The sequence below is a fragment of the Steroidobacter flavus genome, assembly GCF_042651805.1.
Classification (GTDB): Bacteria; Pseudomonadota; Gammaproteobacteria; order Steroidobacterales; family Steroidobacteraceae; genus Steroidobacter; species Steroidobacter flavus.
This window is the reverse complement of the sequence record NZ_JBHSDU010000015.1, coordinates 2,007,387-2,022,595: the sequence shown is the minus strand read 5'-3', so window position 1 is coordinate 2,022,595 and position 15,209 is coordinate 2,007,387. Positions and strand designations below refer to the sequence as shown.

The 15,209-nt window shown below is 61.7% G+C and carries 12 protein-coding genes; 9 read left to right on the top strand and 3 right to left on the bottom strand.

Features of this window, described 5'->3' with window-relative positions:
* The first annotated feature begins 33 nt into the window (after positions 1 to 33).
* Together ACFPN2_RS35735 and ACFPN2_RS35730 are read left to right on the top strand one after the other, a co-directional pair.
* On the top strand, positions 34 to 561 hold the full coding sequence (locus ACFPN2_RS35735; protein ID WP_380605680.1) for a GNAT family N-acetyltransferase: 528 nt from the start codon (positions 34 to 36) through the stop codon (positions 559 to 561).
* A gap of 6 nt (positions 562 to 567) precedes the next feature.
* Positions 568 to 1,644 (top strand): alpha/beta hydrolase family protein, encoded by a 1,077-nt coding sequence (locus ACFPN2_RS35730; RefSeq protein WP_380605678.1) that lies wholly within the window; start codon positions 568 to 570, stop codon positions 1,642 to 1,644.
* On the opposite strand, the gene ACFPN2_RS35725 is transcribed toward ACFPN2_RS35730, so the two are convergent.
* The gene (locus ACFPN2_RS35725; protein WP_380605676.1) at positions 1,641 to 1,889 is read right to left on the bottom strand and encodes a hypothetical protein; all 249 of its coding nucleotides are present in this window, start codon (positions 1,887 to 1,889) and stop codon (positions 1,641 to 1,643) included. The two genes, ACFPN2_RS35730 and ACFPN2_RS35725, sit on opposite strands and share 4 nt — an antisense overlap.
* Before the next feature lie 80 nt (positions 1,890 to 1,969).
* Positions 1,970 to 4,330: an arylsulfatase gene (locus ACFPN2_RS35720; RefSeq protein ID WP_380605675.1), complete on the bottom strand. Its 2,361-nt coding sequence runs from the start codon at positions 4,328 to 4,330 to the stop codon at positions 1,970 to 1,972.
* A 243-nt stretch (positions 4,331 to 4,573) separates the two neighbouring features.
* On the opposite strand from ACFPN2_RS35720, the gene ACFPN2_RS35715 reads away from it, so the two are divergent.
* The 3 genes from ACFPN2_RS35715 (at position 4,574) to ACFPN2_RS35705 (ending at position 8,223) form a co-directional block, all read left to right on the top strand.
* Entirely contained in the window at positions 4,574 to 6,781 is a 2,208-nt protein-coding gene (locus ACFPN2_RS35715; protein WP_380605673.1) for a methyl-accepting chemotaxis protein, read from the top strand.
* 15 nt (positions 6,782 to 6,796) lie between these two features.
* Positions 6,797 to 7,090: a chemotaxis protein CheW gene (locus tag ACFPN2_RS35710; RefSeq protein ID WP_380605671.1), complete on the top strand. Its 294-nt coding sequence runs from the start codon at positions 6,797 to 6,799 to the stop codon at positions 7,088 to 7,090.
* A gap of 92 nt (positions 7,091 to 7,182) precedes the next feature.
* Complete coding sequence (locus tag ACFPN2_RS35705; protein ID WP_380605669.1) at positions 7,183 to 8,223, top strand: MBL fold metallo-hydrolase; 1,041 nt, start codon at positions 7,183 to 7,185, stop codon at positions 8,221 to 8,223.
* Positions 8,224 to 8,310: 87 nt separating this feature from the next.
* On the opposite strand, the gene ACFPN2_RS35700 is transcribed toward ACFPN2_RS35705, so the two are convergent.
* Complete coding sequence (locus ACFPN2_RS35700; RefSeq protein ID WP_380605667.1) at positions 8,311 to 9,384, bottom strand: branched-chain amino acid aminotransferase; 1,074 nt, start codon at positions 9,382 to 9,384, stop codon at positions 8,311 to 8,313.
* 65 nt (positions 9,385 to 9,449) lie between these two features.
* Here ACFPN2_RS35700 and ACFPN2_RS35695 point away from each other — a divergent pair, with 65 nt between their 5' ends.
* From ACFPN2_RS35695 to bla, 4 genes are all read left to right on the top strand, one after another.
* Positions 9,450 to 10,187, top strand: a complete 738-nt coding sequence (locus ACFPN2_RS35695) for a helix-turn-helix domain-containing protein (RefSeq protein ID WP_380605665.1) — start codon at positions 9,450 to 9,452, stop codon at positions 10,185 to 10,187.
* 138 nt (positions 10,188 to 10,325) lie between these two features.
* Positions 10,326 to 12,476 (top strand): S9 family peptidase, encoded by a 2,151-nt coding sequence (locus ACFPN2_RS35690; RefSeq protein WP_380605663.1) that lies wholly within the window; start codon positions 10,326 to 10,328, stop codon positions 12,474 to 12,476.
* Positions 12,477 to 12,486: 10 nt separating this feature from the next.
* Entirely contained in the window at positions 12,487 to 14,208 is a 1,722-nt protein-coding gene (locus ACFPN2_RS35685; protein ID WP_380605662.1) for a serine hydrolase domain-containing protein, read from the top strand.
* Positions 14,209 to 14,219: 11 nt separating this feature from the next.
* Entirely contained in the window at positions 14,220 to 15,209 is a 990-nt protein-coding gene (gene bla, locus ACFPN2_RS35680) for a class A beta-lactamase (protein WP_380605660.1), read from the top strand.

Below are 15,209 nucleotides of genomic sequence, written 5' to 3'. Positions count from 1 at the left end.
TAGTGGAGGCCTGTCCGGTTTCTGTTGTCCGCCATGACCCTCACTCCCGATTCGATCTCCATCCGTAAGGCCACTCCCGCCGACGCCGTGCCCATGGCCGAGCTGGGGGGCGCGACGTTTACTGAAACGTTCGGGCACTTGTATCCGCCCGAGGACCTGCAGAATTTCCTGGCCACGAGTCATACGCCGGAGAGCTGGGCTCGTTCGCTCAACGATCCAACCCGCGGCGTGTTCGTGGTCGAGCACCAGAGCGGGCGGAAGATCGGCTTCATCGCGGTGGGTGCCTGCAAACTTCCGGTGGAGAATCTGGAAGCGCAGGCCGGCGAGATACAGCAGCTGTATGTGCTCGCGGAGTTCCACAATCTTCGGCTCGGCCGGCGGTTGATGGACCTCGGTCTCGAATGGCTCGCCTCGCAGGGGCGCGCACCGCTGTATATCGGCGTCTGGTCGGAGAACTACGGCGCGCAGCGGTTCTATGAACGCTATGGATTCAGCAAGGTCGGCGAGTATGGTTTTCCGGTCGGGAAGACGGTTGATCGGGAGTTCATTCTGAAACGCTGAGGGCGAATGAATAGCAAACGGACTGCGCTGTTGCTGGTGGCGCTGCTGTCGAGCGCCGCGTTGGCCGAGCCGGCTGGCTCACCGCCGCCGTTCTGGAGTGCCGCTCCCACGACGACGGTCGAGGTGCAGGAGCGAACGTTTGCTAATGCCGGAGCGGAGCTGAGTGGCACGCTGTACGCGCCCAAAGTCGACGGGCGCGTTCCGCTCGTCATCGTGTATCACGCGGCTTCGGCGGCGACGCGAGACTTTCCTTTGTATCGACACGTGACCGAAGCGCTGCCGCCGCTGGGTATGGCCGTGTTCGTGTTTGATCGTCGCGGTAGTGGCAAGTCTGGCGGCAAGCTGGAAGACAGCGACTACAACATGCTGGCCGACGATGGCATCGCGGCTCAGAAGATGTTTGCGAAGGACACGCGCATCGATCCCAAACGTATCGGCTTCTGGGGATTGAGCCAGGGCGGCTGGCTGTCGTTGCTCGCGGCTTCTCGCAGCCCCGAGGCCGCATTCGCGATTTCAATTTCGGCGCCGATGACGACGCCGGATGTGCAGATGATCTTCGCGTCGCAGAACATTCTGCGGATCAAAGGATTCTCTCAGGCCGACATCGATCAGGCCACGGCGACGCGCCTTGCAGTGGATGATTTCATGCGCGGGAAACGGGATCGTGCCAGCACTCAGTCGGTGCTCGACGCGGCGGCGGCCAAGCCGTGGTTTGAGCTCATCTATATGAACAAGACGTTCAAGAATCCCGACGAGTCGCGCTGGGCCAAGGAGATTCAACATGATCCCCTGGCGACGTTGGACAAAGTTCGTCAGCCCGCGCTGGTCATTTACGGAACGGCCGATCCATGGGTGCCCGTGAAGACTTCCGTAGAGCGCTTTCGCGCGAGTGCTCCTCATCATCCCAACATCGAGGTCGCCGTCATTCAAGGCGCGGACCATTCGATGGCGACGACCGTGTCACCGGTGGATCAGATCGATCCAGTGTTGTCCCCGAAAGAGACGCCGGACTCGGCGGAATATTTCAGCCTGCTTGGCGCGTGGCTCGCGAAGCAGGGGCTGGCAAGAATCGGCACCCGCTAGACGTCGGCGCCCGACTCATCTTCTTTCTTAACCGCCCGATCCCGATTGACCTGCTCGATCTGTTCCTGCGGCGGCGGCTTGGGATTCATGCCCGCCGTGGGCAGCAGCATCGCCCAGCTGACGAAGGTTGCCATCGGAGATCCTTTGCGGGCCCATTTGACCGCGGCGGTGCCAGCCACGGCGGCGCCGATGATGACGGCGGCGGTAGCGATCGTGACTACAATGAAGCGAATGAGCGAGTCCATGCTGAGCTTCTGTTAGGAGTATGAAGCCAGCTGCATGGGGGCAGGGCGACGCCTTACAAGGGGCATCGTCCCCTGATAACTCAGCTCGCCTTCGCCGTCACTTTCTCGCCGACATCCAGCGGCCCCAGATCGATGGTTACATGGGAGATCTTGCCAGTGAAGGTGAAGGGCAGTTGATACGTGAAATCGATGGGCGAACCGGTGTCTGTGCCGACGTCGATGCCTTCGCCGAGGGAGAGCTGGATCGGGATGGTGCGATTCAGGCGGCCGCTGGCGATGGGCTTGCCGTTCGCACTCATCGAGATCTGACCGCCCTTGCCGAAGCCGCCGCCGTCGTATTTGAACTCGACGACCAGCGTGGTCTTGCCGGGCGGCAGCGGTTCCTTCGCGGCGAAGGTGATGCGCTCGACGCTCAGGAAGTTATAAACGAACGTCGGCTTGCCTTCCTTGAGATAGAGGCCATAGCCGCCTTCGAGTCCGCCGTGAGTGATGACCATGCCTTCGGTGTTGCCGTCGGCGATCTCGATTTCCGCGGTGATCTTCCATGACTTGTTACACATCGCCGGTGACGCTGCGTCCGGCAAGCCGATCGTGCCCGGATAATAGGTGATGGAGTTGCGGCCACGGATGAGGCTGGGGCGTCCCATCAGCTCTGAGTTCAAGCGAGTCGCGGCGCGCCAGTCCAGCGGCAGCACGCTGTACTTCGCCGCTTCGACCCACCACAGGTCCTGCAGCTCCCGCAGCTTCTCGGGAAACAGTTTGGCGAGATCGCGAGCTTGCGAAAAATCCTCCTCGACGTTGTACAGCTCCCAGATCGCCTTGTCCGGATCCCACTCCTGTCGATTCGGATCCCAGGGCACAAACGCGGGAGCGGAGGCCATCCAGCCTTCGTGATACAGGCCGCGGTTGCACCCCAGCTCGAAATATTGAGTCTTGCGACCGCTCTTGGCCTGCGCATCGTCGAGCGTGGCCGCGAAACTTACGCCTTCGATGGGCTTTTGTTTGACGCCGTTCAGATCGGTCGGCGGCGTGATGCCGCACAGCTCGTACAGCGTCGGCACGATGTCGATGGTGTGGATGAACTGGTCGCGCAACCCGCCTTTCTCTTTGATCTTCGCCGGCCACGAGATGATCATGGGATTGCGGGTGCCCCCGAAATGACTCGCGACCTGCTTGGTCCACTGGAACGGCGTGTTCATCGCGTGCGCCCACGCGGACGGGAAATGATTGAAATGTTTCGGGCCGCCGAGCTCGTCGATGGCCTTGATATTGTCCTGCCATTTCTCGGAGAAGCCGTTGAAGAACATGTTCTCGCACAGCGAGCCTTCGAGGCCGCCTTCGGCGCTCGCGCCATTGTCGCCGGCGATATAGATGACGAGCGTGTTGTCCGAGCCGGGCAGTTGCTTGACCGCATCGACGATGCGCCCAAGCTCGTAGTCGCATTGCGCGGCGTAGCCGGCGAACACTTCCATCATTCGCGCATAAAGACGCTTCTGATCCGCGTTGAGCGAATCCCACGCGGGCAAGCCTTTGGAACGAACCGTCAGCTCGGTCTTTTCGGGAATGACCCCGAGTTTTCTTTGTCGCGCGATGGTCTGCTCACGGTAAGCATCCCAGCCGTCGTCGAACTGGCCCTTGAACCTGTCTATCCATTCCCGGGGCGTTTGATGAGGCGCATGGGTCGCGCCCGTCGCGACATATAAGAAGAAGGGCTTATCGGGGGCGATGGCTTTGGCCTGTCGCACCCAGGCAATCGACTTGTCGGCGAGGTCGGTGGTCAGATGATAGTTGGGGTCTCGCGAGGCCGGCACCAGATTCCGATTCTCGAACAACACTGGATTCCAGTGATTCATGTCGCCGGCATTGAAGCCGTAGAAATAATCGAAGCCGAGCCCGTTGGCCCACCGATCGAAGGGGCCCACCGCGCTCGTTTCCCAAGGAGGCGTGTTGTGATTCTTGCCGATCCACGCCGTCATGTAGCCGTTCTGGCGCAGGACCTCGCCGATGGTTCCGCAGCTACGCGGCAGGATGCAGGTATAGCCGTCGTAACCGGTCGCAGCTTCGGTGATGCCGGCGAACGACGTCGAATGATGATTGCGACCGGTGATCAACGCGGCGCGCGTCGGGCTGCATAACGCCGTTGTATGAAAACGGTTGTAACGCAAACCTTCCGCCGCGAGCTTGTCCATCGTCGGCGAAGGAATGCCGCCGCCGAAGGTGCTGTACTGACCGAAACCGCAATCGTCGATCAGGATGAGCAGAATATTCGGCGCGCTGGCGGGCGCTCGCACAGGTTGCGGAAATCGCGCCGGATCGGAGTCGAGATAAGTGCGACCGACGTCGCCGGTGAAGTGAAAGTCCGGACGCGGCAGGACTTCAGGCGTGCCATGACTGTTGGAGGGATGCGCAGTTCCGTTGGGTTTGGCGGCAGCTTTCTTCATGACTCCCTCCGCAAGACGAATCGTGCGGCGAACTATGCGGAGCGATCGGAGGCGCGTCGATTCGTGCGCTGGGGCGCGGTGCGCTGCCTGTTACCACGAGTCGTTCACACTTCTGAGCGTCCACCCCCGGCCCATTTCCCGGTTTTACTAAAGGTTATTCAGCAGGGGCCGTAGTGAGCCCCAGCGGAGGGCCGTTTTGCGGCACTGCACGAATGCCTGTCATCCGAGAATTGGAGTCGAACGATGTTTGGTAAGAACAAGATCCTGGCGCAGGCGTTGGACGCTGTGCCCGCCAGTCTTCTGGTGACGGACTCACGAGAGACGATCGTCCACCTGAATCCGGCGCTTCGCGCGCTGTTGCGGTCGGTGGAAGGCGACATCAGGAAGAGCTTGCCGCAGTTCTCCGCTGACGACTTGGTCGGTAAGCCGCTGGATCTGTTCTACCGCCTTGCGAGCCATCCCCTGGAGCAGTCGGGCGCCAGTCTCAAGATCGGCGTGCGGACGTTTGCTATTGAGAACGCGCCGATTCTCGACGGCGGCGGCCGGAAGACCGGCGCGGTGCTGACGTGGACCGAGCATACCGACCGGTTAGCACAGGAAGCGCTGATCAAGAGCTGCATCGGCGGCGTGGTTATAGCCGCGGCGCAGGGCGATCTTTCCAAACGTATCGAGAGTAACGGCTTGCCGCCGCACCTCGTCGAGGTTGCGCAAGGCGTCGATACATTGCTCGAGCGCATCAAGCAGATTTCATCGGATATGGTTCGCATGAGCGCCGAGCATGAAGCCGGCGACATCGATACGCGGATCGACGCGAGCAAGTACGCTGGAGCATTTCGTGAGTTGGCCGCCGGCATCAACGACATGGTGGCCGGTCACATCGCGGTGAAGAAGAAGGCGATGGCCTGCGTCGCCGAGTTCGGTCGCGGTAACTTCGATGCGCCGTTGGACAAGTTCCCCGGCAAGAAAGCTTTCATCAACGACACCATCGAGCAGGTTCGTGGCAACTTGCGCGGCCTGATCGCCGAGATGAACCGGATGTCGAAGGAGCACGACGCGGGCGACATCGACGTCATCATCGATATCGATAAGTTCCAGAACGATTTCCGCACCATGGCCAAGGGCATCAACGATATGGTGGCCGGTCACATTGCCGTGAAAAAGAAGGCGATGGCGTGCGTGGCCGAGTTCGGTCGCGGCAATTTCGACGCGCCGCTGGATCAGTTCCCCGGCAAGAAAGCGTTCATCAACGAGACCATCGAGCGGGTGCGGGCGAACCTCAAGGCGCTCATCGTCGACACCGACATGCTGGTGAAGGCCGCGGTCGAGGGACGTCTGGACGCACGCGCCGATGCCACTAAACATCATGGCGATTTCGGCCGGATCGTCGGCGGCATCAACGCCACCATGGAAGGCATGGTTCAGCCGATTCGCGATCTGATCCGCGTGCTGAGCGCGCTCGCCGAAGGCGATCTGACTCAGACCGTCGATGCAAAGTACGCCGGTGCTTTCGGCGAGATGAAAGAGTACGCGAACAGCACGGTGCTCAAGCTCTCCGTGATCATCAGTGAAGTCAACGCGGCGGCACAGTCGTTGTCGAGCGCGGCTGAAGAGGTGAGTGCCACCTCGCAAACATTGTCTCGCTCCGCCGGGGAACAGGCAGCTGGCGTCGAAGAGACGAGCGCGTCCGTCGAGCAGATGACGGCGTCGATCGCACAGAACAGCGACAACGCCAAGGTCACCGACAGCATGGCGACCAAGGCGGCCAGCGAAGCGGTCGATGGCGGCGAGGCCGTGCGCGAAACGGTGTCGGCGATGAAACACATCGCGCAGAAGATCGGCATCATCGATGACATTGCTTATCAGACGAACCTGCTGGCGCTGAACGCGGCCATCGAGGCGGCGCGTGCCGGTGAGCATGGCAAGGGGTTCGCGGTGGTGGCCGCAGAAGTTCGCAAGCTCGCCGAGCGCAGCCAGGTGGCGGCTCAAGAGATCGGTACGGTGGCTTCCGGCAGCGTCGAGCTGGCGGAAAAGGCCGGCGCGCTGCTGAGCGCAATCGTGCCGTCGATCAAGAAGACTTCGGACCTGGTGCAGGAAATTTCGGCGGCCTCGCAGGAGCAGTCTTCCGGTGTCGGGCAGATCAACTCTGCGATGACGAACCTGTCGCAGGCGACTCAGCAGAATGCGTCGTCGTCCGAACAGTTGGCGGCCACCGCCGAGGAAATGAGCTCGCAGGCCGAGCAGCTTCAGCAGACGATGCAGTTCTTCAAACTGTCTCAAGAACACTCGGTGGCGCGACAGTCGCAGGCCCGCAAAGCGGCGACTGCATCGCCGGTCACCGCGCCGAAATCTCGCGGTCGCGCACCGGCGCGCTCATCTGCTCCGCCCATGAGCGGCAGCTTCAGCGTTCCGAGCGGCGAGATCGATCCGGCCCAGTTCTCGAAATTCGCCTGATCGGTGGGAGCACGGATGCAAACGCCCCAGTACCTGACGTTCTCGCTGGGCCGGCAGGTGTATGCGACCGGAATCCTGGCCATCAAGGAGATCATCGAATACACCGCGCCGACCGAGCTGGACATTCCCGAATCGGATATCGAGTCGGCGCCCGATTTCGGCACCAACATTCGTAGCGACTTCATCGCCGGCATGGCGCGGGTGGACGGGAGCTTCGTGGTAGTGCTCGACGCCGGCCGTGTGCTCGCGTTCGATGAGCTGGAACAATTCGCTGACACCATGCTCGAGACGCCGGGCGAAGCGGCGTAACCTACTGAAGTCGGTGGCCGTAGCCGCGCTATTGCGGCTGTCGCCGGCTTGCTACTACGATTCTTGCCAGTGCCTTCGGCCTGGAGCGTGTCATGTTGTTCGAAACCGTGGTCTCCGGGGGCTGCCGCTCCTATCTCATTGGCTGTGAAGAGACCTGCGCTGCGGCGCTGATCGATCCGGAGCTGAGTCAGATCGATCGTTATCTGGCCCTGGCCGCGCGCGATGGGCTACGCATCAAATATCTGGTCGATACCCACACCCATGCGGATCATTTCTCGGGCACGCAGCAGTTGGCCCGGCAGCTCAATGTTCCCGTGGTGATGCATGGTTTCAGCCCGGCGCCGTTCGTCGATTTGCGGCTGCAAAGCGGGGAGCTGCTGGTCGTCGGCAAACTTCGACTGCAGGCGATGCATACGCCCGGCCATACGCGCGATTCGATGTGTTTGACGGTGCAGGATCGGGTCTTCACCGGCGATACCTTGCTGATCGGCGGCACCGGCCGCACCGATTTGCCGAGCGGCGATGCCAGCGCGCTCTACGACAGTCTGTTCAACAACGTGTTGAAGCTGGACCCGGCGACGATGGTGTTTCCGGCGCACGAATACAAAGGTCGCTCGCACACTACGATCGGTCAGGAGCTGGCCGAGAATCCGCGGCTTCAGCAGCGCGATCGCGGGGCCTTCGTCGAGATGATGCAGAACCTCAACCTGACGATGCCGACGCATATCACCGAGGCACTGCGTACGAACATGACCGGAGGCAAGACGGTCGCGCAAATGTTGGCGGAGGCTGCGGCGGCCGTGCCTTTCATGTCGCTCGCGGAGTTGAGAGGATGTGTCGAGAGCGACAAATGCGATTTCATCGTGCTCGATGTGCGCGAGCGCGACGCGTTCCAGGAAGGTCACATTCAAGGCGCACAACATCTGCCTCGCGGGCAGCTGGAGTTGCGTGTGAATCAGGAGCTGCCGGATCCCACGCGGCGAATTCTGGTCTATTGCGAATTCGGCCGGGTGTCGACGCTGGCGACGGCGACGTTACGACAGATGGGGTTCAAGGGCGCCGTGGCCCTGGATGGTGGAATGAAGGCGTGGCGTGAGGCGGGCTATCCAATCGTAGCTGGCGTGAACCAATAACGGCTGTGTTCGGCCGGCCCGGGCATTTCACCCGGGCCGGCATTTGTATCACTGTGGTATTAGCCGGCGGCGTGGATCGTCGCTGACTCAGATCTTGCGAACCCAGCCGCGTGAGTCGGCGATGTTACCTTTCTGAATTCCGACCAATTGCTCTTTGAGCTTGCTGGCGACCGTCGCGCCCGACGCATTCTTGACGCGGAACGAGCCCGACGAGCTGACGATTTCGCCGATGCTCGCCACCACCGCAGCCGTGCCGCAGGCGAACGCTTCGCTGAGTTTTCCGCTCTCCGCGTCGCTGCGCCACTGATCCATGGAATAGGGCGCTTCGGTGACTTTCATTCCCATGTCACGCGCGATATCGATAATGCTGGTGCGGGTGATGCCCGGCAGGATCGTTCCCGTGAGCGGCGGCGTGACGATGGAGCCGTCGCTCATCACGAAGAACAGGTTCATGCCGCCCAGCTCTTCGATCCAGCGATGCTCGGCGGCATCGAGGAACACGACTTGATCGCAACCATGCTCGGAGGCTTCGGCTTGAGCGATGAGGCTCGCGGCGTAGTTGCCGCCGCACTTCGCCGCACCGGTGCCGCCGGGCGCGGCGCGAGTGTATTTATCCGACACCCACAGCTTCAGCGGCTTGTCGCCGCCTTTGAAATAAGGGCCGACCGGGCAGGCGATCACACAAAACAGGTATTCCTGCGCCGGGCGCACGCCGAGGAAGGCCTCGCTCGCAAACATGAAGGGGCGCAGATACAAGCTGCCGGCGCCGCTCGGCACCCAGTCCTTATCGATCTTCACCAGCGCTTCGACGGCCTGGATAAACAGTGCTTCGGGAATGACCGGCATGGCCAGGCGCTCGGCCGAGCGTGCAAAGCGGTTCGCATTCTTGTCCGGACGAAAAAGCACGATATCGCCTTTAGCGGTGCGATACGCTTTCATGCCCTCGAAAATTTCCTGCGCGTAGTGAAGCACGGACGCGGCGGGGTCGATGGCGATCGGCGCGCGTGCTGTGACTTTGCCGTCGTGCCAGCCTTGCGCCGCGCTCCAGCGCAGCGTGACCATGTGATCGGTGAAGACACGGCCGAAGCCGGGATCTTCGAGAGCTTTCTCGCGGGCCTGGGCGCTGACGGGCGAAGCGTGCGGGGTGATCGTAAAAGTCATGTGGGATCCTCGAGGACGCGAAGCAAGCTGCACAGGAGCAGCGCTGACGTTATGATTTGCATTGTATGGTAAAGGCCAAACCCAGCCTGGGAAATATCGTTAGGCACATCCGCACCAGCAACGGCTGGACGCTTGCAGAGATGAGCCAGCACGTGGCGATTCCGCTCTCGACGCTCGCCAAGGTCGAGAAGGGTCACCTGACGCTGACTTACGACAAGCTGGTGGATCTGAGCGACAAGCTCGGCATGAGCCTGTCGGACTTTCTCAACGCCTCGCCGGCCGCGTCGCAGCCCAAAGGCATGGCTCGCCGAAGCGTGGGTCAGACCGCCGACAGCCTGACCATCGAGACCAAGAACTACGACTATCGCTACCTGTGCACCGAGCTGCGCGGCAAGATCATGATCCCGCTGATCAGCCGGGTGCGTTCCAAGACCATGCAGGAGTTCGGCGAGCTGCTGCGTCATCCCGGCGAGGAATTCACGTACGTGATCGAGGGTGCCATCGAAGTGCACTCGGAGTTCTACGATCCGATTACGTTGCGAGCCGGCGAGTACATTTATCTGGATAGCGAAATGGGCCACGGCTACCTCGTTGCCGATGGATTCGAGGAAGCGACGGTGCTCGCCGTGTGTGCCTCGGCCGCGACCAACCTCCAGCAGGAGCTGATCGCCCAGGCGCGCGGCGAAGCGCCCAAGCCTATCAAGGCCGACGCCGCTGGCAACGCTGAAAAGCCGAAATTGGCCAGATCTCCTACGAACAAGAAGGCTCCCGCAAAAGCCAGGCGTCGCGCCGGCACGGCGTAGCGGCATTTTACCGCAGGGTAAGTTTGCCGCGGTAGTCTCCATCTGGAGCGGTTTATCCTGTATGGAGAAAATTCTCTTGACAGGGAGGGCTTGCTCCCTAGACTGGCCCGTGGGGGATACCACAGTCCGGGAGTCGCAATGACGCTTTCCGAATCGCCAGACCGCGCTCGGCAACGAGGCGCGGGCCTGCTGCTTTCTTTGTGCCTATGGCTCGGTGCCACTCTCGCTCCGCAAGCCGACGCCGCCGACAAATCCATCAGCATCGAAGATCTGTTGAGCGCGCCGTTTCCCTCTGGATTGACGGCCGCGCCGACAGGCGAGCAGGTCGCTTGGATCGCTAATTATCAGGGGGCGCGCAATGTCTATTTGGGGCAGGCAGGCAAGGACGGAAAGATCGCCGTTCGCGCGCTCACGCGCGAACAAGGAGACAACGGCGTCGAGCTGGCCGATCTGCAGTGGTCGCATGACGCCTCGACGCTCGTGTTCTCGCGTGGCGGCAGTCTCGAGGGCGGCGGGCCGGTCAATCCATTGAGCTCGGCGGCGGGCCCCATCGCGATGGAAATCGCGTCGGTGCGGCTCGACTCGGGCGAGGTCCGCTCATTTGGCCCGGGCAGCAATGCTGTTACTTCACCGGTTAATGACGACATCGCGTTCGTGCGCGCCGGGCAGATCTGGATCGCCAATCTGTCTCAAGCCGCCGCTGCGACACAGTTGATCCAGGATGCCGGCGCGGCCAGCGAGCTGTCCTGGTCGCCGGATGGCAAGCGCCTGGCGTTTGCGAGTAATCGCAAGGATTATTCCGTGATCGGCGTCATCGAGGTGGCGTCCAAAAATATTCAATGGCTGAGCCCGGGCGTCGACCATGACATGAGTCTGCGCTGGTCTCGCGACGGCAAGCGGCTCGCGTGGGTTCGTTATCCGTCGTTGCCCATCTCTTTCTGGACCGATGCGTTCTTCGCGAAGCGCGCCGGCGATCCGTGGTCGGTGTGGGTTGGCGATGTAACCACCGGCAGCGCCAACAAAGTGTGGACCGCCGATGCGGGCCCCGGCAGCGTGTTCCAGCCCATCGAAGGCAGCGCGAGTTTGCTGTGGACCGCGGACAATCGTTTGCTGTTTCCGTGGGAGAAGACGGGTTGGCTGCGACTCTATTCTTTGGATCTGTCGCAGAAGGGCGCACGCCCGGTGGCGTTGTCGCAAGACGGTGCCGAAGTCTTCTCGATGACCGTGGATCCGGCCGGTCGCGAGGCGATTTATTCGTCCAACGCTGAAGATGACGATCATCGTCATTTGTGGCGCGTGCCGGCAAAGGGCGGCAAGCCACAGCGGACGACCAAGGGCGAAAGCATCGAAGATTTTCCGGTGCTGACCGAGAGCGGCGCGCTGTTCGCACTACATAGCACGGCTCGCAATCCGATGGCGCCCGCGCTGGTTCAAGCGGATGGCTCGTTCAAGACGATGCCCGCCAGTGGCGAAGCTCTGTCATTCCCCAGCGACCGGCTGGTCGTTCCGCAGCGGGTGGTCTTCAAGAGCCCGGATGGATTGTCGGTGCACGGTCAACTGTTCGCGCCGGCTGGAAAGAAGAGCTCGAAACAACCGGCGGTGTTGTTCTTCCACGGCGGTCCGCAGCGGCAAATGCTGCTCGGCTGGCATCCGATGGGCGCATACACTCATATGTATGCGATGAATCAGTTCCTCGCTTCGAAGGGCTACGTCGTTCTCTCCGTCAACTACCGCGGTGGCACGGGCTATGGCCTGAACTTCCGAGAGCCGGACGACTTTGCTGCCGGCGGCGGCAGCGAGGCTCGCGATATCGGTGGCGCAGTTGAATATTTGAAGAGTCGCGGCGATATCGATCCCGCTCGCATCGGTGTGTACGGCATGAGTTATGGCGGCATCATGACTTCGCTGGCGCTTGCGAAATTTCCGCAGGACTTCGCGGTCGGCGTCGACATGGCCGGCGTGCATAACTGGAAAGCCATCCTGCCGGACCTGACGGCTCCTGGCGCGTCGGCCCAGGTCGCCGAGGTGGCATGGCAATCATCGGCGCTGAGCTCGATCAAGAACTGGCGTGCGCCGGTGCTGATCGTTCACGGCGACGACGATCGCGCCGTGCCCTTCGATCAAAGCGTCGAGCTGGTGCGCGGCCTGCGGGAGCACACCAACGTCGAGCCCGAGTTGCTGGTCCTGCCCAACGAAGTGCACGATTTCATTTTGCATCGAAGCTGGCGCCGCGTGTTCCAAGCGACGCACGAATTCCTCGACCGTTATTTGCAGCAGCCCGGTTCATAAGGAGAACACCATGGGGATCAGCCGCAGAGAGATGTTGGTACAGACCGGGTTACTCGCAGGCGCGACCGCGATAGGCGGTTTCGCGGTGGCCGATTCGACAGGCAGTGCGGCGTCGGGCGCCGACGCGAATCTGTTCGCGCGCCTGGACGAGTTCGCGCGCCAGTTCATGGAAGAAATGAAGTCGCCCGGCATGACGCTGGTGCTGGCGGATCGCAAAGGTCTGCGCCGGGTTGTGAATTACGGATTGGGCGATGTGGAGCGTCACACGCCGGTGCGGGACGATGAATTGTTCGAGATCGGCTCGATCAGCAAATCGTTCGTCGGTGTCTGTCTGCTGCAGCTCCATGACGAAGGCAAGCTCGATCTTCACAAGCCGATCGTGGAATACCTGCCTTGGTTCCGCATCGACTCGGCCTTCAAGCCCATCACGACTCATGATCTGTTGACGCACGGCTCAGGCTTGCCGGGTAATTGCCCGCTGTTCCCCTCCGATCCGACGCTGCGCCATCGCGCCGCTTATGCGCCTGGCGAGCACTTCCATTACTGCAATATGGGCTATCAGGCGCTCGGCGAGCTTGCCGGCACTCTCGACGGTCGCGAGTTGCCCGACGTCATTCGCAAGCGCGTGCTCGAGCCGCTTGGCATGACGTTGTCCGAGCCGGTGATCACGATGGATATTCGCGATCGCCTGGTGAAGAACTATTCGCTGTTCCAGAACGATCGTCCCAACACGCGCGATGCTCGGCTCGCCGAAGCGCAAGGTCTGATCGTCACGACCGGCGCCGGCTGTGTCGCCGCGACGGCGAAAGATATGGGCGCGTACGTGCGCATGATCGCGAACGGCGGCGAAGGTCCGAACGGTCGCAGGCTGATGTCGAAGGAGTCGTTCGCGCTGTTCTCCAAAGCCCACATCGTTGCTGGCGAGTTCGGCCCGACCGCGAGCTACGGCTACGGCATCGCGGTCGACAAGCTCGATGGTCACAACGTCGTGCGTCACACCGGCGGCATGACCTCGTTCATGTCGTCGTTGCTGGTCGATATCGACAACGGCGTCGGCGCATTCGCGTCGGTCAACGCTCAGCAGGGTTATCGGCCCACGCCGGTCACGCAGTACGCCGTGCAGCTCATGCGTGAGCAGCAGTTGTCCAAGCCATTGCCGAGCCTGCCTGCCGCCAATCCGGCGCTGCGTGTGCCGGATGCCGCCGACTATGCTGGTTCCTATCAGCAGAGCACCGGTGGCAAGCTGGAGATCGCGAGCAGCGGCGATAAGCTGTTCCTGGTGCGCGCTGGAAACAAAGTGCCTCTGCAACCGGCCGGTGCACCCGGCGCATTTCTCGTTGCGGACGGCGGCAAGAGCCTGTTCCCGCTCGTGTTTGGTCGTGCCAATGCGAAAGATCCCAGGAGCGCCGTGGTTGAGGTGGCCTGGGGCAGCGACTGGTACACGAACGCCAAGTACCAGGGCGAGAAACAATTCAACGTCCCCAAGGAATGGAAGAACTACGTCGGTCATTATCGCAACGACAATCCCTGGATCGGCAGCATCCGCATCGTGCTTCGCAAGGGCAAGCTGTGGGTCGACGGCATGATGCCGCTCGAGGCCGCCGGCGATCGTTTCAATCTGCGGGATGAGCCGCACAGCCCCGAGTGGATTCAGTTCGGCGAGGTCGTCAACGGCCGTTGCATGCGACTGAAGCTGTCGGGCGAAGACATGTGGCGCGTGGCTGCCGCTTGAGGATGTATCGAATGAAACAACAACTGCGTCGTTGGCGGCTGGCTCTTGTGTTGTGTGCCGTGTCGTCGTTTCATGCGGCCATGGCATCTCCCACGCTCGAAGCTGAAATTGCACGAGTATCTAAACCGATCGGCGGCAAAGTCGGTGTCGCCGCCTGGAAGCTCGATGGCAAAGGCGAGCAAGTGCTGGTGAATGCCGGCGATCGTTATCCAATGGCGAGCACGTTCAAGATCGCGGTCGCCGGGGCGATTCTGGCGCAGGTGGATGCGGGCAAGTTGAAGCTCGACCAGCTCGTCCCGGTGCAGCCGAATGACATCGTGCTGTCTGATGGAATCGCCACCCTGGCGATTCATCCCGGCATCAGCCTGTCGGTGCACAACCTGCTGGAGCTGATGCTCACATTGAGCGACAACACCGCGACCGATGTGCTGACCCGGGTCGCGGGTGGCCCCCAGGCGGCGACTGCCTGGGTGCGAAAGCAGGGCGTGGAAGATCAACGCATCGATCGCGACACCGCGACCTTGCTGCGTGCCTTCTACAATTTGCCGCCGGGCCCGTTCAGTGAGGTGCTGGAAGCGGCGATGAAGAAAGATCCGCAGCTCGAGGAACGCGCTCTCCATCCCAACCCGGCCTTCGATAAAGATGTGCGCGACACCTCGACGCCGACTGCGATGGCGCAGTTGCTGACGAAGATTTTCAATCAGCAGACGTTGAGCGCGTCGAGCACCAAGGTGCTGATCGAGATCATGCAACGTTGTCACACCGGCGCGGGCCGGCTGCTCGGTCGGATGCCGGCCGGCACCGTCATTGCTCACAAGACCGGCACGATCGGCGGCACGGTGAATGATGTGGGCGTGATCACCTTGCCCGACGGCAAGGGTCAGGTCGTGATCGCCGTCTTCATCAAAGAGAGCGACAAGTCGATGGAAGAGCGCGAGAAGGTGATCGCGGAGATCGCCCGCTCGGTGCGCGACTACTACCTGCTCGCCGAGGCCAGCTAG